Origin of the sequence: Kribbella pratensis, from assembly GCF_004366075.1 — a bacterium.
GTDB lineage: Bacteria > Actinomycetota > Actinomycetes > Propionibacteriales > Kribbellaceae > Kribbella > Kribbella pratensis.
In genome coordinates this window covers 3,010,069-3,028,725 of the sequence record NZ_SODU01000001.1, presented here as the reverse complement: position 1 = coordinate 3,028,725, position 18,657 = coordinate 3,010,069, and the positions used below count along the sequence as shown (strand labels likewise).

Sequence of the window (18,657 nt, the reverse complement as noted above, 5' to 3'; positions counted from 1 at the left end):
CACTTGGCTGAGTCTGTCAAGCGGACTTATGCTGGTTCACATGAGCACGGCAGTCAGTGAACAGGTGCCGGAGGCGATGAGCTGGTCCACGGAGAACTGCACGATCTCCCGGACGATGGACATCCTCGGCGACAAGTGGACTTTTCACGTCCTGCGCGAGGTCTTCGTCGGTGTCCGGCGGTTCGAGGACATCCGGGCGCGGGCCGGCGTGCCGCGCCAGGTTCTCACCGAGCGGCTCGCCGCGTTGATCGAGCGCGGTCTGATCCGCCGCCACCCGTACCGCCTGCCCGGTCAGCGCGAACGCTCGGAGTACCGGCTGACCCAGGCGGGGCTCGATCTCTACCCGGTGCTGGTGGCAATGATCCAGTGGGCCGACCAGTACCTGCCGCTCGACTCCGGCCCGCCGATCGAGCCGCGCCATCGCGGCGACTGCGGTGAGCGCGTCACAGTGGTCATGCGGTGCGAGGCCGGCCACGAGCCGACCCCGCGTGAAGTTGCCTTCCGCCCCGGGCCGGGCGCACAGCCGCGTTAGCGGTCGAGGTTCTCGATCGCCTTGCGGAGAATGGATTCGGTCTCGCGCGGCTGGGCCGCGGTGATCGACACGGCGTCCATGGTGACGACGTACGTGTCCAGCTCTTCGCGCTTGTCGAGGTAGACCGCGCTGGTCAGATGCTCGATGTAGACGATGTCCGGGAGGTCGGCGTCGTTGAACCGGAGCAGTGTGAACGCGCCGCCGGTCGCGGTGTATCCGCCCTTGTCGAACGGGATGATCTGCAGCGTCACGTTGTGCCGGCGCGCCGCCTCGATCAGGAACTCCAGCTGGGCCTTGAGGATCTCGCGGCTGCCGATCGGACGTCGCAGTACCGCCTCGTCGATCACCGCCCACAGCCGCGCGGGTCGTTGCCGCGTCAACACTTCCTGGCGGCCCATCCGCAACGAAACAAGGCGATCCTGCTCGGCCCGCGACAACGGCTGGTCCTGCCGGCCGAGTTGGATGACGGCCCGCGCGTAGTCCGGCGTCTGCAGCAGACCCGGCACGAACTGCAGCTCGAACGTACGAATCAGATCGGCCGCCATCTCCAGGCCGAGGTAGGAGTGGAACCACTGCGGCGTCAGGTCGTCGTACCGTTGCCACCACCCCGGATTGTTCGCGTCGCGGGCCAGCGTGAGCAGCCGGTCGCGTTCCTCCGGGTCCTCGAGCTTGTACAGCGTCAGCAGGTCGTCGACGTCGCGGACCTTGAACCCGACCCGGCCGAGCTCCAGGCGGCTGATCTTGGACTCCGAGCCGCGGATCGCCCAGCCCGCATCGGTGCGGCTGACCTTGGCGGCCTCGCGAAGCCGGCGCAGGTGCACACCGAGCACGATGCGCAGAGCGGTCGGGCCGCCGTACGCCTCCGGCTCGGTCACCTCTGGCCTCCCAGCAGCAGCGGTTCGGTTGCAGCAGCTGATCATTTCATAACGGGTCGTGAATATGTCCATACCGCACGTGCCGACACGGTGTGTTCAGCGCGCCGTACTCTCGGTAGAGTCGGTCGAACAGACTTCCCGATTACTCTCTGCGAGGTTCACTGATGGTCGACGCCACCAAGGCACCCAGTTCGATCCCGGTCGGCGTGGACACCTCCCGGGCCAGTATCGCCCGCGTGTACGACGCCTTCTTGGGCGGCAAGGACAACTTCGAGGTCGACCGCGAGGTACTGCGCGGGGTCCAGGCTGCCGCGCCGCAGGCCCAGGACCTGGCCAAGTCGAACCGGAACTTCCTGATCCGTGCCTGCCGGTTCCTGGCCGGCCAGGCGGGTATGACGCAGTACCTCGACTGCGGGTCCGGTCTGCCGACCGCCGAGAACACCCACCAGATCGTGCAGCGGATCCAGCCCGAGGCCAAGGTGCTCTACATCGACAACGACCCGGTGGTGCTCGCGCACGGCCGCGCGCTGCTCGAGGAGAACGAGAACACGCTGTTCGTCAGCGCCGACATCTTCGACCCCGACGAGGTGCTGTCCAACGACGAGGTGCGCAGCTTCCTCGACTTCAACGAGCCGATCGCCGTGATCCAGAACGGCACGCTGCACCACTACATCGGCACCGAAGGCGCGCAGATCATGCAGAAGTACGTCGACGCGGTGGTGCCCGGGTCGTACACGGTGGTGTCGCACTTCTTCAACCCGGAGACGCCGGAACACTCCGAGGTCGCCCGGAAGATGGAGGACAAGTTCATCCACAGCCCGATGGGCAGCGGTAGGTTCCGCACCCGCGCGGAACTGATGGAGTTCTTCCCCGGCCAGGAGCTCGTTGCCCCGGGCCTGGTGCTCTGCGACGACTGGTGGCCGGACGGTCCGCGGCTCAAGCCGCTGAACCAGGTGGAGGAGTGCATCGTCGGCGCGGTCGGCCGCAAGATCTGACCGTACGTCGCGACGCCCGGGACCACTGTGGTCCCGGGCGTTGTGCTGTTTCAGACCGTCCAGCGCTGCGCTGCCGAGTTGTTGCAGGTGGCAACGGTCACGGCGTTGCCGAGGGCAGCTGGTGCGGTGAGGCAGCGGCCGCCGGTCCGGATCGTGCCGTCGCCGGGCAGTGTCCACTGCTGGTTCGTGCCGCCGTGGCAGCTGTAGAGGATCACGGTGCCGGCTTGGGTCGCGCTCGCGTCGAGGCAGCTGAACAGGGCGTGGAACGTGGAGTTCTCCGCGTGCACCCAGTTCTGATTGTTGCCGCCGGTGCAGGTGTACAGCAGGATCGTCGTACCGTCCGAGCCGGAGACGTCCAGGCAGCCGCCGCTGCCGCGGATGTCACCCGAGTCCGAGTTGCCGATGCCGTTCTCCTGGACGGCGGTCGATCCGTTCAGCGTGACCTGGCTGTCCGCGGCGCAGCCGCTGCTCTCCGACGTGCCGGTGAAGTGCGCGGTGAGGCTGCCGCTGGTCGGCGCGCTCATCGTCAGCTTCGAGTACGGCTCGTCGTCGCAGGTGGCTTTGTCGTTGTTCCAGTCGAAGTACTCGGTCCAGCTGACCATTCCCGACGTACTGATCGTGTTCCCGGAGCCGGTTTGCAGGCTGCCGAGTTTGAACGACGTACCGGCGGTGAGGTCGCGGACCGTCACGCCGTACCAGCCGCTGCCCTCGCTCGCGACGGCGAATGCGTAGGTGTGGCCGGCGGTCGGGGCCTGGTCGAGGCGGCAACTGCCACCGGTGCCGTCCTCCTGGAATTTGATGCAGTAGGTGCCTGCGTCTCCGGCCTTCCAGGCTGTCGAGTTCCAGAGGGAGTACAGGAACATGCCGCCGCCGTCGCGGTGCGTCTGCATGCCGGTGTAGCCGCCGACGTCGCCGCCGGTGAAGCCGAACTGGTTGGCCCAGTAGACGTTCGCGCGGCCGGGGGAGGCGTTGATCGTCATCTTGAACTCGGCCTGGGTGAGCGACGCGGTGTCGAACGTGTAGTTGACGTAGGTGCCGGGGGTCACGCCGACGGCCGACGCACTAGCGGGAACGAGGGCAGCGGCGAGGCCGAGAAGAGCGCACAGCAGTAAGGATTTGAGTCTCATAGGGGGTGCTACCTCCAAGCGAAGTGGGGCGGGACTTCGTCAGAGAGCTCTCTGGAGCGATGATGCGCAGAGTTGCGCGTAAATGTCCAGAGCTGAGCAGTTAACGTTACAGATAGTCGGAAACGATCGTCGTTTGCGGTGATGCCGGTCGGGTACCGCGAACGGGATGACCGGAACAGCCGAACGGATCCGAACGAGCCGTCGTGGGCCGTTCCTGGTGGTGGCCGCGGCGTTGTTCGTGCTGCTGCTGGACGGGAACCTGCCGACGCCGCTGTACAGCGTGTACCGGGAGCGGTTCGGTTTCTCCGGGACCGAGCTGACGCTGATCTTCGCCGTGTACATGGCGGTCCTGGTCCCGTCGCTGATCGTGTTCGGCCAGTTGTCGGACCAGATCGGACGGAAACGGGTGCTGCTCGGCGGGCTGGGTCTCGGCGCCGTCGGACTGATTCTGCTCGCGGCGGCCCAGAACACCGCGTGGCTCTTCGCCGGCCGGATCGCCGCGGGCATCGCCCTGGGCGCCACTGCGGGAACCGCGGCCGCCGCCCTCGTGGAGCTCGAACCAGAGGACGATCGTGGCAAGGCGGCGTTGGCCACCGTGCTCGCACAAAGTGGTGGTAGCGCAGCCGGACCGCTGGTGGCCGGTGTCGTTGCGGGGTGGGCACCGGCGCCACGCCAACTGCCGTACGGCGTGGGACTCGTGCTCACCGTGGTGACCGCGATCGCCGTCTCGCGACTGCCGCGCGAGCCGGTCGGTGGTCGCTGGCGGCCGCAGCGTCCGTCGGTCCCGCCGGAGATCCGCGCCGACTTCGCGCGGGCGAGCCTGAGCGCCGCGACCGTGTGGGCGACCGGTGGACTCTTCCTGTCCGTCGTTCCGTCGTACACCGCGCAGCTGCTGCACACCCACAACCTGGCGTTGCTCGGCACTGTCGCGGCGATGATGCTGGCCGCCGCCTGCGCCGTGCAGGCGGTCTCCGTCCGGGCGCAACTGTCGCCGCGCCGAGCTCAGCCTGCCGGTCTGCTGTCGCTCGTCGTCGGCCTGGCCGCACTCGTCAGCGCATTCCCGGCGAAGTCGCTCGCCCTGGTCGTCGTCGCCGCGGTTTTCGCAGGCGCCGGACTCGGGTTGACGTACTTCGGTTCGCAGGCCGAGATCAATCACCTCGCTCCGAGTGGGCGGCGTGGTGAGCTGACCGCGGCCTTCCTGACGTGCGTGTACCTCGGTGTGGCCGCGACCGCGATCTCGACGGGCTTACTGAGTGACGCCTACTCGCTGCCGACTGCGATCGCCGTGGTGTCGGCCGTGGCGGGCGGGACCGCGCTGCTCGCCCTCGGGTGGCAGCTGAAGCGGCGCTAGACGTGTTCAGAAACGAGCGTTGCCGCTGTGCCTTCCTCGAGGGCCTGGAAGACGTGGGCAAGGTCGCCCGGATAGGCGATGTAGTCGCCCGGGTTGAGTTCGACCGGGTCGTCGAGCGGGCCGACCAGGGCACGGCCCGAGCCGAGGATGACGTGCTCGACGACGCCGGGCATGTGCGGCTCGGACTTCCGGCCGGGGCCGGGGGCGGCGACGATACGATAGATGTCGCGGCGCGCGTTCGGCGGGCTGGAGGCGACCAGCGTGGCGCTGTACTCGGCCTGGTCGGAGTAGATCGCCGGACCCTCGCCGGCCCGGATGACCTGCACCTTCGGGCGCGGCGGGTCGAGCAGCGCGGCGAACGGGGTGTCGAGCGCAACGGCCAGCGCCCACAGGGTTTCGACGCTCGGGTTGCCGGTGCCCGACTCGAGCTGGGACAGCGTGGACTTGGCGACGCCGGCGCGTTTCGCGACCTCGGTCAAGGACAGCCCGGCGCGGGCCCGGTGCCGGCGCAGGGAGGTGGCAATCACGTCGAGTGGCGCCTTGGTATCCATCGCTGTTCGCTCCATCAGTCTGATCGTTCGGCTTGACGAACGGTCCGTGCGGTGTTCATCATAATGCCCATGCGTTCGATCTGGCGAACACTCGATCGGGGACTCGCCCGCGACATCGGCCTGGTCTGCCTGGCCGACGGCGTCGTCGGGCTGTCGTACGGCGCGATCAGCGTCGGCGGCGGGCTGCCGTTGTGGGTACCGGTCCTGCTGTCGATCGTGGTCTTCGCGGGCGCGTCGCAGTTCCTGTTCGTCGGGATCGTCGCGGCCGGCGGGAGCCCGATCGCGGCGATGGCCGCGGGACTCCTGGTGAACACCCGGCACATCGCGTTCGGGCTGGCGGTCAGCGACGTGATCGGCAGCGGCTGGCGGCGCTGGCCGGGCAGTCACCTGATGACCGACGAGAACGTCGCGTTCGCGATGAGGCAGGACGAGCTGAAGCAGCGGCGGGCGGCGTACTGGGCCGGCGGGATCGGCATCTTCGTCTGCTGGAACATCGGGGTCGTGATCGGTGGACTGGCCGGCTCGGTGATCACCGACACCGATGTCTTCGGACTGGACGCGGCGTTCCCCGCGGTGTTGCTGGCGCTGGTGCTGCCCGCTCTCCGGGATCGATCGACCCGTACGGCGGCACTCGTGGGAGTCGTGATCGCCTTGATCGCAACGCCTTTCCTGCCGGCCGGTCTGCCAGTACTGCTCGCACTGGCCGGCATGCTGTTCTACCGCGCCGGAAAGCCCGCACTGGAGGAGGCGCCGAATGAATAACACTCCACTGGTACTGGTCGCGATCGGGGTGCTTGCTGTCGGCACCTTTTCCATGCGGTTCGCGGGACCGGCGCTACGGAGCCGGTTCGAGATGCCGGAGCGCGCGCAGCAGTTTCTCGCCGCCGCCGCGATCGTCCTGCTGACCGCACTGGTCGCCACATCCGCCCTGACGGAGGGCCACGGCCCGGCAGGCATCGCGCGTCCAGCCGGCGTCCTGGTCGGCGGCATCCTCGCCTGGCGCAAGGCCCCCTTCGTGCTCGTGGTCGTTGCCGCCGCCGCAACCGCAGCAGGCTTGAGACTCCTCGGCGTCCCTTAAGCCCGGTCCTCGGAGCGGATACCGTGCGGGTATGACGATGTATCCCCCTCCGCCCGCGGCGCCCAAGAAGTCGGTTCTGCCGAAGGTCGGCATCGCCTGTTTCGTCGTCGGCGCGTTGGTGGTCGGGTTCTTCGTATGGCGGATCGTCGTGACCGCGCCGCGGACGCCGCAGTCGATCGAGGGCGGGGTCGTGCACCTGAAGAAAGAAGGGTTGACGATCTACGCGTCGATCCCGGTGCTGAACCCGCCGTGCGAGGTTCAGGACGCGAACGGCAACGACGTACCGATCAAGCCGCCGACCGGCTCGGAGACGATCACGATCAACGGCGAGAGCTGGTACGTCGTGGCGCGGTCGACGCAGACCGTGCCGGCCGGGGATTACAGCATCTCGTGCACCGACGACGAGACCAGTGCGACCTACGCCGCCGGTCCGAAGTCGTCCGTCTTCGCGTTCGTACTGTCGATCCTCGGCACCGTGTTCTCGTTCCTGATCTTCCTCGGGCTCGGCATCACGTTCCTGACCGTCGGCGCGGTCAAGAAGCGCCGGCGCAACCGTCCGGCGAACACCTTCCCCGGCCAGCCAGGTGCCCCCGGCAACTACCCGTACCCGCCGGTGCCCCCGCAGCAGAACCACACCTTCCCGGCGCCCCCGCCGTACAACCCGGGCCCGAACCCGGACCGCCCGCAGAACCGCCCACAGGACAGGTGAACGCGATGGATCTCGACTGGCCCGGATGCCGCAACGTCCGCGACGTGGGCGGCCTGCCGACCGCCGACGGACGGGTGGTGCGCGAGGGCGTGCTGATCCGGGCGGACAGCCTGCAGTACCTGAACGCGGACGGCATCGAGGCGGTACGTCGCTCCGGGGTCAGCCGGATCCTGGACCTGCGCGGTGACGGCGAGGTCGCGATCGCGCCGACGCCGTTCACCGGTACGCCGTTGGCGGTGCGGCAGTCGCTGGCGGATCTGGCGGACCCGGACCACGGGCAGGCGACCATCGTCGCGGCGTGCACGTGGATGCTGGACAAGCGGCCGGAGTTGTTCGCGGCCGCGGTGAAGGCGATCGCGGACGAGCAGGACGGTGCCGTGGTCGTCCACTGCCACGGCGGCAAGGACCGCACCGGCATGATCGTCGCGCTGGCGCTGAGTGTGGCCGGCGTACCCGAGGAAGAGATCGTCGCCGACTACTACCTCACGCAGTCGCGGCTCGCGCATTGGCTGGAGGAGCAGCTCGCCGAGGAACCGGACGTCGCGAAGCACCCGGAGATGATCGAGTTCCGGGACACCCGGGCCGAGTCGATCGTCGCGATCCTGCGGCATCTGGACGAGGAGTACGGCGGACCCGAGGCATACCTGCGGCACGGTGGACTGACCGACGAGGACCTCGAGAAGCTGAGAGCCCGCTTAGTGGCCTGACCTGCGTCACAGGCACGTCACACAGCGCAGTACATTGTCGCAATGCCAACCGCCGCTGTGCTGGATGCCGCACCTCCGGCGCGGCGGGTCATGGGGCCTTGGTCCCCGGCCTTCCCTCGTCGCTCCGGTCGCTTCGCTCCCTGCGCACCTCAGTCCAGGCCGGGGGCCCCATGACCGGGCCAACCGGGGCGACAGACGCAGCGGCGCTGGCTCGACGGTACGGACTCTCCAAGAGCTCCGTCCGCCCGCCGCTCGGCTCGTACCTGCACGAGTTGTGGAGCCGTCGCCAGTTCGTCGTCAGCTACGCTGCCGCCCGCACGTACGCCATGTACGCCGGAGCTCGCCTCGGGTCGATCTGGCAGGTGCTGACGCCGCTGCTCAACGCGGCCGTCTACTACCTCGCCTTCGGGGTTCTGCTCGGCACGAAGAACGGGATCGACAACTACGTCGCGTTCCTGCTCAGCGGAATCTTCGTGTTCACGTTCACGCAGCGCTGCATGACCGAAGGCTCGCGATCACTCGCGCTGAACCTGTCGCTGATCCGCACCCTGCACTTCCCGCGCGCGACCCTTCCGCTCGCCTACGTGCTGAACGAGCTGAACCAGATGCTGGTGTCGCTCGGCATCCTGTTCGTGGTCGTCGGGTTCACCGACGGGCCCGCGTGGAGCTGGCTGCTCGTCGTACCGGCGATGCTGCTGCAGGTCATGTTCAACATCGGGATCACGCTGGTCTTCGCGCGGATCGGGACGTTCGTCTCCGACATCACGCAACTGCTGCCGTTCGTCACCCGCACCTGGCTGTACGCGTCCGGGATCTTCTTCTCGCTGCCGGCCAAGCTGAACCAGGTCGACGCGCCGGGCTGGGTGATCCAGGTGCTCGCGTTCAACCCGATCTCGGCGTACATCGACATCATCCGGCGGTCGCTGCTCGAGGAGCACGAACCGAACCAGCTGCCGCACGCCTGGTCGATCGCGATCGTCTGGTCGTTCGTGATGCTGGCGTCGGGGTTCTGGTACTTCTGGCAGGCGGAGGACCGCTATGGGCGAGGCTGAACCAACGGTCATCGCCGACCGGTTGGACATCATCTACAAGGTGATCGCCGGACAGGGCGGCAAGGGTACGGCGGCGACCGCGCTGCGCCGGATCGTGAAGCGCCAGGACCGGCCGACGATCCGCGAGGTGCACGCGGTCAAGAGCGTCAGCTTCACGGCGTACAAGGGTGACGCGATCGGCGTGATCGGGCGCAACGGCTCCGGGAAGTCGACGATGCTCCGCGCGATCGCCGGGCTGCTGCCGCCCGCGGCAGGGGCTGTCTACACCGGCGGCCGGCCGTCGCTGCTCGGCGTCAACGCGGCGATGATGAACGACCTCACCGGCGACCGCAACGTCGTCCTCGGCTGCCTCGCGATGGGCATGTCCGCGGCCGAGATCCAGCGCCGGTACGACGAGATCGTCGAGTTCTCCGGCATCGGCGACTTCATCGACCTGCCGATGTCGACGTACTCCTCCGGGATGGCGGCCCGGCTGAAGTTCGCGATCGCGTCCGCGAAGACGCACGACATCCTGCTCGTCGACGAGGCGCTGGCGACCGGTGACGCCGAGTTCCGGGTCCGCTCGGAACGCAAGATCAAGGAGCTCCGCGACCAGGCCGGCACGGTGTTCCTGGTCAGCCACAGCCTGGACGTGGTGCAGGAGACCTGCAACCGCGCCCTCTGGCTCGACGCTGGCGTACTCAAACTCGACGGCCCCGTCGACGAAGTCGTAGCCGCCTACATCAAGTCAACAAGGAGCTAGACGGCCTTCGGCTTCTCTCGGAGGCCGATCAGGAAGCCGAGGCCCCAGGAGACGTGCATGGTCGCGCAGACCAGGGGGAGCCAGGCGAGAGCCTTCCACGGCAGGTAGCGGCCTTCGACGGCGGAGCCGACCAGCAGCAGGACGGCGTACCCGATCGGGGCCAGGAAGCCGAGGTCCAGCCAGCTGATGCCGGTGGCCAGGCCGATGATGCCGAGGATGGTGCCGACCGCCAGGCCGATGACCGCGACCGGCGGTGCCAGATACCGCTTGCTGGCGGTCTCCGGGTGCCGGCGGACCACCTCGCGGCGCCACTGGCCGGTGTGGAAGAACTGCTTCGCCACCGCGGACAGCGACGACCGCGGCCGGTACGTGACGGACAGGTCCGGGCTGAACCAGATCAGGCCGCCGGTCTTGCGGATCCGGTAGTTGAGCTCCCAGTCCTGGGCCCGGTGCATGGTCTCGTCGAACCCGCCGACCCGCTCCAGCGCGGCCCGCCTGAACACCCCGAGGTACACGGTGTCGGCCGGGCCGGCCTTGCCGCCCTGGTGGAACGTCGACGCGCCCAGACCCAGCCGGGAGCGGTACGCGCAGGCGACCGCCATCTCGGTCGGGGTCCGGCCCTCGGCGGCCATCACGCCGCCCACGTTGTCCGCGCCGCTCTCCTCCAGCACTTCCACCGCGCGGGTGATGTACCCGTCGGTGAGCGCGCCGTGCCCGTCGACCCGGACCAGGATGTCGTGCTTGGCGTGCGCGATGCCGACGTTCAGCGCGGCCGGCGTCTTGCCGGTCGGGTTCGGCACGATGCTGATCCGGTGGTCCTTCTCGGCCAGCTTGTCCGCGATCTCCTGCGTCCGGTCCTTGCTCGGACCGATCGCGAGGACGACCTCCAGGTTGCCGGGGTAGTCCTGCTCGAGGACGCGGCCGACCGCCTCCTCGAGATGGCGTTCCTCGTTCAGCACGGGCATCACGACGGACACGGGTGGCCAGTGGGACAGCGGCATATCAGGTCAGGCCTTACAGATCGATGCGACGTCGTCGACGCCAGCGGCGGGTGTGGTCGGTGAGGTGGTCGGCTTCTTGGTGCTCGGCTTCTTCGTCGTACTGGTGGTCGGGGCGGTGCTGGTGCTGCTACGCGGAGTGCTCGAAGTCTTACCGTCTCCTCCCGAGCCGTCCTTGTCCAGCGATTCGGACTTCGCGATGGTCTCCGCGACCTTGGTGCGGATCAGCGCGAAGTCCGGGTCGCCGGTGTGGATCAGCGGCGGGACCGCGGAGAAGCTTGACACCGGCAGCTTCTTCGCGTCCAGCGCGAGATCGGTGAAAGTGCCCAGTTCACCCGCCGGGATGTTGGTCTTGACCACCTGTTTGCTGGCCGAGGCGATGCCCTGGAACTTGGTCAGCACGGTCTGCGGGGACAGCTGGTTCAGCATCGCGGACATCACGCACTTCTGCCGGGCCATCCGCTCGTAGTCCGACGACTCGGCCCGGGAACGGGCGAACCAGAGCGCGTGGTACCCGTCCAGGTGCTGGTTCTTGCCGGCCTCGATGTAGCCCTTGATCGGCGAGCTGCCGCCGCCGATCGGGACCCGCTTGCCGATGTCCAGGGTGATACCGCCGACCGCGTTCAGCAGGTCGCGGAACCCGGCCAGGTCGATCAGCACGTAGTAGTTGAGCTTCAGCCCGGTGACGGCCTCGACGGCCTGCATGGTCGCGGTCTCACCGGGGTTCGCGTCGCCGGGGAACAGGTTCTTGTGATCGGCGGCGTACGTGTAGACCGCGTTCAGCAGGCATTCCGCGCCGCAGTTCTTCCACTTGAAGCCCTCGGGGAACTGTTTCGCCATCGCCGTACCGGCGGGGAACGGCACCTTGGACAGGTTCCGCGGGAGGCCGATCAGGACGGTCCGGCCGGTGTCCGCGTCGATGCTCGCCACGGTCATGCTGTCCGGACGGGTGCCGATCCGGTCCGCGCCGGAGTCGCCGCCCATCAGCAGCACGTTGTAGCGGCCCTTGTCGGCCTTCGACTTCTGCCCGTTGCCGAACACGCTGGCGACGAAGTCGCGCTGGGTGTTCACGATCACGCTGGCGTAGATCAGGGCGCCGACGACGACGAAGATCAGGACACCGTCCATGATGCTGGTCATCAGGCGGTGGTTCCGCTCCAGCGTCAGCGGCTGACCGAGCCGGTAGGCGTCCACGAACAGCGCCGCCCAGCCGACCGCGAGCAGGATCAGCAGCACCTGGACGATCCGCAGCGTGCCCGGGCGGGCCAGGATGTTGATCGTGCCGGACCGCCAGATCAGGCCGAGGACCACGAAGAAGATCACGATCGCGATCAGGCCGGCGACCACCCGCCAGACCCAGCGGCCGGTCTTCCGCGAGCCCGCGACGATCTGCGCCGATCCGGGCAGGACCAGCGTCATCAGCAACAGCGTCAGCGCCCGCCTGAACCGCACCGGCTCGCGGAGGTTGCGCAGGTCTGGTGTCTCCTGCGGCATGACGTCCTTCCGTTCCCTGAAAATCCAACGCCGTCGGGCGGCGGGCTGCTGCCGATCGACCGTACCTTGTCGTTCCTCGTCATCAGGTACGACGTGCCGTGGTGGCCGATGGTTCGAGACCGGGCGGATCCGGAAACGAAGAGTAGCAGTCCTGACACGGAGCGCAGGAAAACCCCTGCGATGACCCTGTGGACAGCCGGTTTCACGCAACTGTGATGGAGACCGGCCGGGGGATGGGTTACGAAGTGCTGCAAGCACAAACAGTGAGGAAACCGCCCCCATGAAACTGTTCCGTACGCTCCTGGCCGCCACAGCGGTCGCGACGACAACGCTCCTCGGCACCACCTCCGCCCAAGCCGCGGCGCCAGGCGCCGACTTCACCGGCATCGCCGCGCTCAGCAACTGCTCCGCGTCGCTGGTCCGGTACGCCGAATCGGTCGCCACCGACAAGGCGCTCGTCCTCACCAACGGGCACTGCTACGAGGGCGGGTTCCTGCAGCCCGGCCAGGTCCTGGTGAACAAGACGTCGACGCGCTCGATCACGCTGCTCAACCCGGACTCCGGCCGGGCCGGTACGGTCCGCGCCGCGCGGATCCTGTTCGGCACGATGACCAAGACCGACATGATCGTGTACGAGGTCAACGAGTCCTACGCGTCGATCAAGAGCCGCCTGAACGTGTCCCCGTTGACGCTGGCCAAGCAGGGCCCCGCGGACGGCGCCGGCATGGCCGTGGTGTCCGGGTACTGGAAGCGGATCTACACCTGCTCGGTGCAGGCGACGATCCCGCAGCTCCGCGAGGGCGACTGGACCTGGCAGAACTCGATCAAGTACCAGCAGCCCGGCTGCGAGACGATCGGCGGTACGTCGGGATCGCCGGTGGTCAGCACCTCGACCGGTGAGGTGATCGGCATCAACAACACCGGCAACGAGGACGGCGAGCAGTGCACGGTCAACAACCCGTGCGAGGTGGACGCCGACGGCAACGTCACCGTCGAACAAGGTGCGGCGTACGGCCAGCAGACCTGGTGGCTCTACACCTGCCTGACCGCGAACCGCACCATCGACCTCAACAAGTCCGGCTGCGAACTCCCGAAGCCCGCCCGTCGTCACTGACGGTTGTTCGAACAGAAAGTAACGATGCCTGCGGGGTGACGCAGAGCACTTCGATATCCGGTAACGTCGCCCCGCATGGCAGTCGACTCCGCTACTGATCACGTCGTCACGACCGGTTGGCCGAGCCCGTTCGGAGTTCGGACGCGGTTGGTCGCGTCCAGCGCGCTGATGCTGTTCGTCGAGCTCGCGCTGATCCGCTGGACCGGTTCCAACGTCGTCCATCTGAGTTACTTCTCGAACTTCGTGCTGCTCGGCTCGTTCCTCGGGATCGGGATCGGCGTCCTGCGCTCCGGCCGCGCGAAACGGCTGCCGTACTACTCGCCGATCATGCTGGGCCTGCTGGTACTGGTGATCGCGTGGAAGCCGGTCACGGTCGACCGCGGCAGCTCGTCGAGCGTGATCTACTTCACCAGCCTGAACACCACCGGCCCGCCCGTCTGGGTGATCCTGCCGATCATCTTCGTCGCGGCCGCCGTGGTGCTGGCCGGTCCCGCGGAGCTGGTCGGCCGTTGTTTCGCGGAGCTTCCGCGGCTGACGGCGTACCGCTTCGACCTGGTCGGATCGTTGATCGGGATCGTCACGTTCACCGCGCTGTCGTTCCTGGGCGCTCCGCCGATCTGGTGGGGGCTCATCGTCACGGTCGTGTTCGCGGTGCTGATGATCCCGCGGTCGTCCGGAGCCGGCCGGCGGGCGGTCGCTACCGCGCTGAGCGCCGCGATGGTGCTGGCGCCGCTGCTCGTGATGCTCGGGGTGCTGTTCAAGGAGTCGACCAAGTCCGACAACAGTTGGTCGCCGTACTACAAGGTGCAGACGAAGCAGTACACCTGGGAGGGTGTGCCGCTGCTGACCATCACGGTGAACGGCGTACCGCACCAGCAGGCGATCCCGGCCGACGCGCGCCTGCAGTGGGAGCCGCAGTACGGGCTGCCGTACGAGCGGGCGACCGCGGGCAAGCAGCCGAAGAACGTGCTGATCATCGGCGCCGGCTCGGGCTCGGACGTGGCGATCGCGCTGAAGAAGGGCGCGCAGCACGTCGACGCGGTCGAGATCGACCCGCGGATCCGGGACCTCGGCAAGGCGCTGCACCCCGACCGCCCCTACCAGGACCCGCGGGTGAGCTCGCACATCGACGACGGGCGGGCGTTCCTGTCCCGGACGGACAAGAAGTACGACCTGATCCTGCTGGCGCTGCCGGACTCGTTGACGCTGGTCAACGGCGCCAGCTCGCTGCGGCTGGAGAGCTACCTGTTCACGCAGCAGGCGTTCGAGTCGGCGCGTGACCACCTGAACCCGGGTGGTGCGTTCGCGATGTACAACTACTACCGCGAGACCTGGCTGATCGACCGGCTCGCGTCGACGGCGCAGCACGCATTCGGGCACAAGCCGTGCGTGGACAAGATCGGCGACGGTCTGCAGCAGGCGGTCGTGACGGTCGGCCTGACCGAGCAGGACCAGAACTGTTCCGCCGAGTGGGCCGGTGCGACCGCGCAGACGCCGCCGCCGGCCACGGACAACCGGCCGTTCCTGTACCTGTTCACGGACCGGATCCCGTCGCTCTACCTCGTCACGCTCGGACTGATCCTGGTCGCCGGTCTCGTCGGCGTCGGGATCGCCGGCGGCGGCGCGTCGTACCGGCGGATGCGTCCGTACGCGGACCTGTTCCTGCTCGGGGCCGGGTTCATGCTGCTGGAGACGAAGAGCATCACCGGGTTCGCGTTGCTGTTCGGTACGACGTGGGTCGTGAACGCGATCGTGTTCGCCGGCGTGCTGGTGGCGGTGCTCGCGGCGGTCGAAGTGACGAGACGGTTCAAGACACCACCGATCAAGGTGATGTTCGCCGTACTGTTCGGCGGGCTCGCGTTGTCGTGGGTGTTCCCGGACAGCTGGCTGCTCGGGATGCCGGTCGGGTTGCGGGCGCTGGTCGCGGTGCTGATCGCGTTCCTGCCGATCTTCGCGGCGAACGTGATCTTCGCGAAACGGTTCACCGACACCGCCGACGGTACGGCGTCGTTCGGGGCGAACCTGCTCGGCGCGATGCTCGGCGGCTGCCTCGAGTACGCGGCCCTCATCATCGGCTTCCACGGCCTGCTGATCGTCGCCGCCCTGCTGTACGTCGGCGCGTTCCTACTCACACCGAAGGTCAGATCGGTCGCCAAGTGAGCGATCTTGCTGACTACTACCGCAAGCGTGCCGGTGAGTACGACGCGGTGTACGACAAGCCGGAACGGCAGGAGGACCTGGCCCGTCTGCGGTCCCTCCTGCCGCCGCTCGTCGCGGGTCGATCGGTCCTGGAAGTTGCCGCTGGCACCGGTTACTGGACGACCGCGCTGGCGACCACGGCGGAGTCGATCGTCGCGACGGACCTGAACGACGAGACGCTCGCTGTCGCGCGGACGCGGTCCTACGGTCCGGCCGACGTACGGTTCCTGACCGCGGACGCGTACGATCTCGGCGCGGTCCCGGGGCGCTTCGACGCGATCTTCGCGGGATTCTTCTGGTCGCATGTCCCGCGCGCCGATGTACGCCGATGGGCCGCGAGCCTGAAGGATCGGGTCGAGCCGGGTGGTGTGGTGATCCTCGCGGACAACCGGTACGTGGAGGGCAGCAACTATCCGATCACCCGGACGACGGACGACGGCGACACGTACCAGATGCGCCAGTTGTCGGACGGGCGCACGTTCGAGGTGCTGAAGAACTTCCCGTCGCGGGAGGAGTTCGCGGCGGAGGTCGCGCCGGCCGAGGTGGAGTGGACCGAGCTGACCTACTTCTGGCTGGCGACCGTCGCCTAGGGCACGCCGGTTGTCTGCCGTACGCAGTCGTTGTAGTCGGCGACCTTGACCGCGATCGGTTCCGGGCCGCGGCGAACTTGGTGACATCCAGCACCGAGCCACCGCCGATCCCGACGATCGCGTCGTACTGCCCCGACGGCGAGATCCGCTGGTCGGCGAGGATCTCGGCCGGCTCGGACGGCGCTCCCCGCCGCACGTCCACGACGAGCGGTGCCGCGATCATCCGGGCCAGGAGCGGCATACGATCTCCCGTGCCCGGGCCAGATCGGCATGGTTGTCGATCTCGACCCAGTCGACGGTCCCGATCGGTGCCACGTCGATCCGGAAACCTTTGTCCACGAGCAGCTGGTACCCATCCTCGTAGTACAGGTGCGGATCGCGGTGCCAGGTCTCGTCCAGGGCCGCGGTCAGCTCCGTCGCCGCCGCGGGCGTGATGAGGCAGACGCCGATGAACTCACCGGTCGCGGCGGACGGTTCCAGTTCCTTGGTGATCCTCTCGACCCCGTTGGTTTCGGACCAGATCACTTTCATCTCCTCTTCGGCCAGCGGTTTCTCGGTGTCGAGCGCGAGGATGATTTGCCGGCCAGGCGCCTGGGCGCCGAGCAGCGTGCGTTGCACCGAGGCCGGGTGGACGGTGTCGCCGTTCGCCAGCAGTACGCCGGTCGCCAGAAGGTCGCGGGCGCACCACAGTGAGTAGGCGTTGTTCCAGACCTCGGCCTTGTCGTTGTGGACAAGTTCCAGCGTGACCCCGTACCGCTTTTCGAGGTCGCGGACCCGGGTCCGGACGGCGTCGGCGGCGTACCCGACGACGACGGCGACGTCGGTGATGCCGACCTCGGCGTAGTTGGCCAGGATCAGATCCAGGACGGTGACGTCCGGGGTGATCGGTACGAGTGCCTTGGGCAACGTGTCTGTGTACGGGCGAAGGCGGCGTCCGGCTCCGGCGGCGAGAATCAGTCCGATCATGGCCCATGGTACGGGTTCGGCCCGTTTACGGGGTCCGGGCCGGATTCTGGTGGCAGGATCTGAGACATGACGTGGCTCGTGACTGGTGGTGCCGGATACATCGGGGCGCATGTGGTGCGCGCCTTCCGCAACGACGGGATCGACGTGGTCGTGATCGACGACCTGTCGAGCGGGAAGGCGGAGTTCGTCCCGGACGGGGTGCCGTTCGTGCGGGCGAACCTGCTCGACGGTGCGGCGGTCCGCGAGGCGCTGGAGGGCGTCGACGGCGTCGTCCATCTCGCGGGATTCAAGTACGCCGGGGTCTCGGTGCAGCGCCCGCTGCACACGTACACGCAGAACGTGACCGCGATGGTGTCGCTGCTCGAAGCGATGGCGGACAAGGAGATCCGCAACCTCGTGTTCTCGTCCAGCGCCGGTGTCTACGGGACGCCGAAGGACGAGGTCGTCACCGAGGACACCGCGCCCGACCCGCAGTCGCCGTACGGCGAGTCGAAGCTGATCGGCGAGTGGCTGCTCCGCGACCAGGCGGCCGCGACGGAACTGCACCACACCTCGCTGCGCTACTTCAACGTGGTGGGGTCCGGCGACCCGACGGTGTACGACGCGTCGCCGTACAACCTGTTCCCGATCGTCTGCGACCTGCTCACCCAGGGCAAGGTGCCGCAGATCTACGGCACCGACCACCCGACCCCGGACGGTACGTCGGTCAAGGACTACGTGCACGTCGCCGACCTGGCCCGCGCCCACGTCGCGGCCGCCCGCGCCCTCGAGTCCGGCAAGACCCTCGAACCCGTCTACAACCTGGGCAGCGGCACCGGGACGTCGGTCCGCGAGATCATGGACGCCGCCCGCCGGGTGACCGGAATCGACTTCACCCCGACCGAGGGCCCGCGCCGCCCCGGTGACCCGTCCCGCGTCGTGGCCAACGGCGACCTGGCCACCCGCGACCTCGGCTGGCAGAACACGTTTTCCGTCGACGAAATGTTCGCAACAGCCTGGGAAGCCTGGCCGAAGAACTGAATCGTGGTGCGTGGTCCTGGAGCGGCTGTAGCCTGTGGCGCAGTTCACTGAGTTGCCCGTGCCGGGCACTGATCGAGGGGTGCGATCCATGAGTCACGAGAGCCTGCCGCAGTTCCTGGGGAAGATCGACCTCTTCGAAGGGCTGTCCAAGGACACGCTGTCCGACCTGATCGAGCGCGGCACCACGTTGAAGGTTCCGGCCGGTAGCCATGTGATCGAGCAGGGTGCCCACGACGCCGGCCTGCAGGTGGTGCTGGAAGGCTCGGCCGCCGTGGAGGTCAACGGTGTCGTACGGGAGCCGCTGGAAGTCGGCGACTACTTCGGCGAGATCTCGCTGATCGACGGCCGGCCGCGATCCGCGACCGTGGTGGCCGGGCCGGACGGGCTGACCACGTTCGCGCTGTCCGCGCTGGCGTTCGAGCCGGTCGTCAAGGAGAACCCGGAGGTCGCCCAGACCCTGCTCAAGGCCCTGACCGCCCGGATCCGCTCACTCGAGTCCCAGAACTGAGCCGATCTGGGACAGCGGGCGCCGGTCGCTTCGCTCCCTCCGCTCCTCA

Annotated in this window: 20 protein-coding genes; 14 read left to right on the top strand and 6 right to left on the bottom strand. The window is 68.0% G+C overall.

The window, feature by feature from the left end; genetic code table 11:
- Positions 1–40: 40 nt before the first annotated feature.
- Entirely contained in the window at positions 41–532 is a 492-nt protein-coding gene (locus EV137_RS14535) for a winged helix-turn-helix transcriptional regulator (RefSeq protein ID WP_202870920.1), read from the top strand.
- On the opposite strand, the gene EV137_RS14530 is transcribed toward EV137_RS14535, so the two are convergent.
- Entirely contained in the window at positions 529–1,407 is an 879-nt protein-coding gene (locus tag EV137_RS14530; protein ID WP_238175296.1) for a Sco1979 family transcriptional regulator, read from the bottom strand. The two genes, EV137_RS14535 and EV137_RS14530, sit on opposite strands and share 4 nt — an antisense overlap.
- A gap of 164 nt (positions 1,408–1,571) precedes the next feature.
- On the opposite strand from EV137_RS14530, the gene EV137_RS14525 reads away from it, so the two are divergent.
- On the top strand, positions 1,572–2,402 hold the full coding sequence (locus EV137_RS14525; protein WP_134004190.1) for an SAM-dependent methyltransferase: 831 nt from the start codon (positions 1,572–1,574) through the stop codon (positions 2,400–2,402).
- 50 nt (positions 2,403–2,452) lie between these two features.
- Here EV137_RS14525 and EV137_RS14520 read toward each other — a convergent pair whose 3' ends face one another.
- Entirely contained in the window at positions 2,453–3,529 is a 1,077-nt protein-coding gene (locus EV137_RS14520) for an RICIN domain-containing protein (RefSeq protein ID WP_134129140.1), read from the bottom strand.
- Between the two features lie 166 nt (positions 3,530–3,695).
- On the opposite strand from EV137_RS14520, the gene EV137_RS14515 reads away from it, so the two are divergent.
- Positions 3,696–4,880, top strand: a complete 1,185-nt coding sequence (locus EV137_RS14515) for an MFS transporter (RefSeq protein ID WP_134129138.1) — start codon at positions 3,696–3,698, stop codon at positions 4,878–4,880.
- Here the strand turns inward: EV137_RS14515 and EV137_RS14510 are convergent.
- Positions 4,877–5,446: a helix-turn-helix domain-containing protein gene (locus tag EV137_RS14510; protein ID WP_238175295.1), complete on the bottom strand. Its 570-nt coding sequence runs from the start codon at positions 5,444–5,446 to the stop codon at positions 4,877–4,879. The genes EV137_RS14515 and EV137_RS14510 overlap by 4 nt on opposite strands.
- 54 nt (positions 5,447–5,500) lie before the next feature.
- Here EV137_RS14510 and EV137_RS14505 point away from each other — a divergent pair, with 54 nt between their 5' ends.
- The 6 genes from EV137_RS14505 (at position 5,501) to EV137_RS14480 (ending at position 9,719) form a co-directional block, all read left to right on the top strand.
- Positions 5,501–6,193, top strand: coding sequence for an AzlC family ABC transporter permease (locus EV137_RS14505; RefSeq protein WP_134129136.1), 693 nt, complete (start codon positions 5,501–5,503; stop codon positions 6,191–6,193).
- Positions 6,186–6,509, top strand: coding sequence for a branched-chain amino acid transport AzlD family protein (locus tag EV137_RS14500; protein ID WP_134004197.1), 324 nt, complete (start codon positions 6,186–6,188; stop codon positions 6,507–6,509). The genes EV137_RS14505 and EV137_RS14500 overlap by 8 nt, the downstream gene beginning before the upstream one ends.
- A gap of 31 nt (positions 6,510–6,540) precedes the next feature.
- The gene (locus EV137_RS14495; protein ID WP_134004199.1) at positions 6,541–7,218 is read left to right on the top strand and encodes a hypothetical protein; all 678 of its coding nucleotides are present in this window, start codon (positions 6,541–6,543) and stop codon (positions 7,216–7,218) included.
- Between the two features lie 5 nt (positions 7,219–7,223).
- On the top strand, positions 7,224–7,925 hold the full coding sequence (locus tag EV137_RS14490) for a tyrosine-protein phosphatase (protein WP_134129134.1): 702 nt from the start codon (positions 7,224–7,226) through the stop codon (positions 7,923–7,925).
- A 170-nt stretch (positions 7,926–8,095) separates the two neighbouring features.
- The gene (locus tag EV137_RS14485; RefSeq protein WP_134004203.1) at positions 8,096–8,977 is read left to right on the top strand and encodes an ABC transporter permease; all 882 of its coding nucleotides are present in this window, start codon (positions 8,096–8,098) and stop codon (positions 8,975–8,977) included.
- Positions 8,964–9,719: an ABC transporter ATP-binding protein gene (locus tag EV137_RS14480; RefSeq protein ID WP_134129132.1), complete on the top strand. Its 756-nt coding sequence runs from the start codon at positions 8,964–8,966 to the stop codon at positions 9,717–9,719. Before EV137_RS14485 ends, EV137_RS14480 begins: the two co-directional genes overlap by 14 nt.
- Here the strand turns inward: EV137_RS14480 and EV137_RS14475 are convergent.
- Positions 9,716–10,720: a glycosyltransferase family 2 protein gene (locus EV137_RS14475; protein ID WP_134129130.1), complete on the bottom strand. Its 1,005-nt coding sequence runs from the start codon at positions 10,718–10,720 to the stop codon at positions 9,716–9,718. The two genes, EV137_RS14480 and EV137_RS14475, sit on opposite strands and share 4 nt — an antisense overlap.
- Before the next feature lie 6 nt (positions 10,721–10,726).
- A complete protein-coding gene (locus EV137_RS14470) occupies positions 10,727–12,211 on the bottom strand; it encodes an LCP family protein (protein ID WP_134004209.1) in 1,485 nt (494 codons plus the stop codon).
- A 280-nt stretch (positions 12,212–12,491) separates the two neighbouring features.
- Between EV137_RS14470 and EV137_RS14465 the strand changes: the two genes are divergently transcribed.
- The 3 genes from EV137_RS14465 (at position 12,492) to EV137_RS14455 (ending at position 16,114) form a co-directional block, all read left to right on the top strand.
- A complete protein-coding gene (locus EV137_RS14465; RefSeq protein WP_134129128.1) occupies positions 12,492–13,325 on the top strand; it encodes a S1 family peptidase in 834 nt (277 codons plus the stop codon).
- Positions 13,326–13,400: 75 nt separating this feature from the next.
- On the top strand, positions 13,401–15,485 hold the full coding sequence (locus EV137_RS14460) for a spermine/spermidine synthase domain-containing protein (protein WP_134129126.1): 2,085 nt from the start codon (positions 13,401–13,403) through the stop codon (positions 15,483–15,485).
- On the top strand, positions 15,482–16,114 hold the full coding sequence (locus EV137_RS14455; RefSeq protein WP_166679867.1) for a class I SAM-dependent methyltransferase: 633 nt from the start codon (positions 15,482–15,484) through the stop codon (positions 16,112–16,114). Before EV137_RS14460 ends, EV137_RS14455 begins: the two co-directional genes overlap by 4 nt.
- A gap of 219 nt (positions 16,115–16,333) precedes the next feature.
- Here EV137_RS14455 and EV137_RS14445 read toward each other — a convergent pair whose 3' ends face one another.
- Positions 16,334–17,080: a phosphocholine cytidylyltransferase family protein gene (locus tag EV137_RS14445; protein WP_134129122.1), complete on the bottom strand. Its 747-nt coding sequence runs from the start codon at positions 17,078–17,080 to the stop codon at positions 16,334–16,336.
- Between the two features lie 66 nt (positions 17,081–17,146).
- On the opposite strand from EV137_RS14445, the gene galE reads away from it, so the two are divergent.
- Complete coding sequence (galE, locus tag EV137_RS14440; RefSeq protein ID WP_134129120.1) at positions 17,147–18,100, top strand: UDP-glucose 4-epimerase GalE; 954 nt, start codon at positions 17,147–17,149, stop codon at positions 18,098–18,100.
- An 88-nt stretch (positions 18,101–18,188) separates the two neighbouring features.
- Positions 18,189–18,608, top strand: coding sequence for a cyclic nucleotide-binding domain-containing protein (locus tag EV137_RS14435; RefSeq protein ID WP_134004220.1), 420 nt, complete (start codon positions 18,189–18,191; stop codon positions 18,606–18,608).
- The last annotated feature ends 49 nt before the right edge of the window (positions 18,609–18,657 follow it).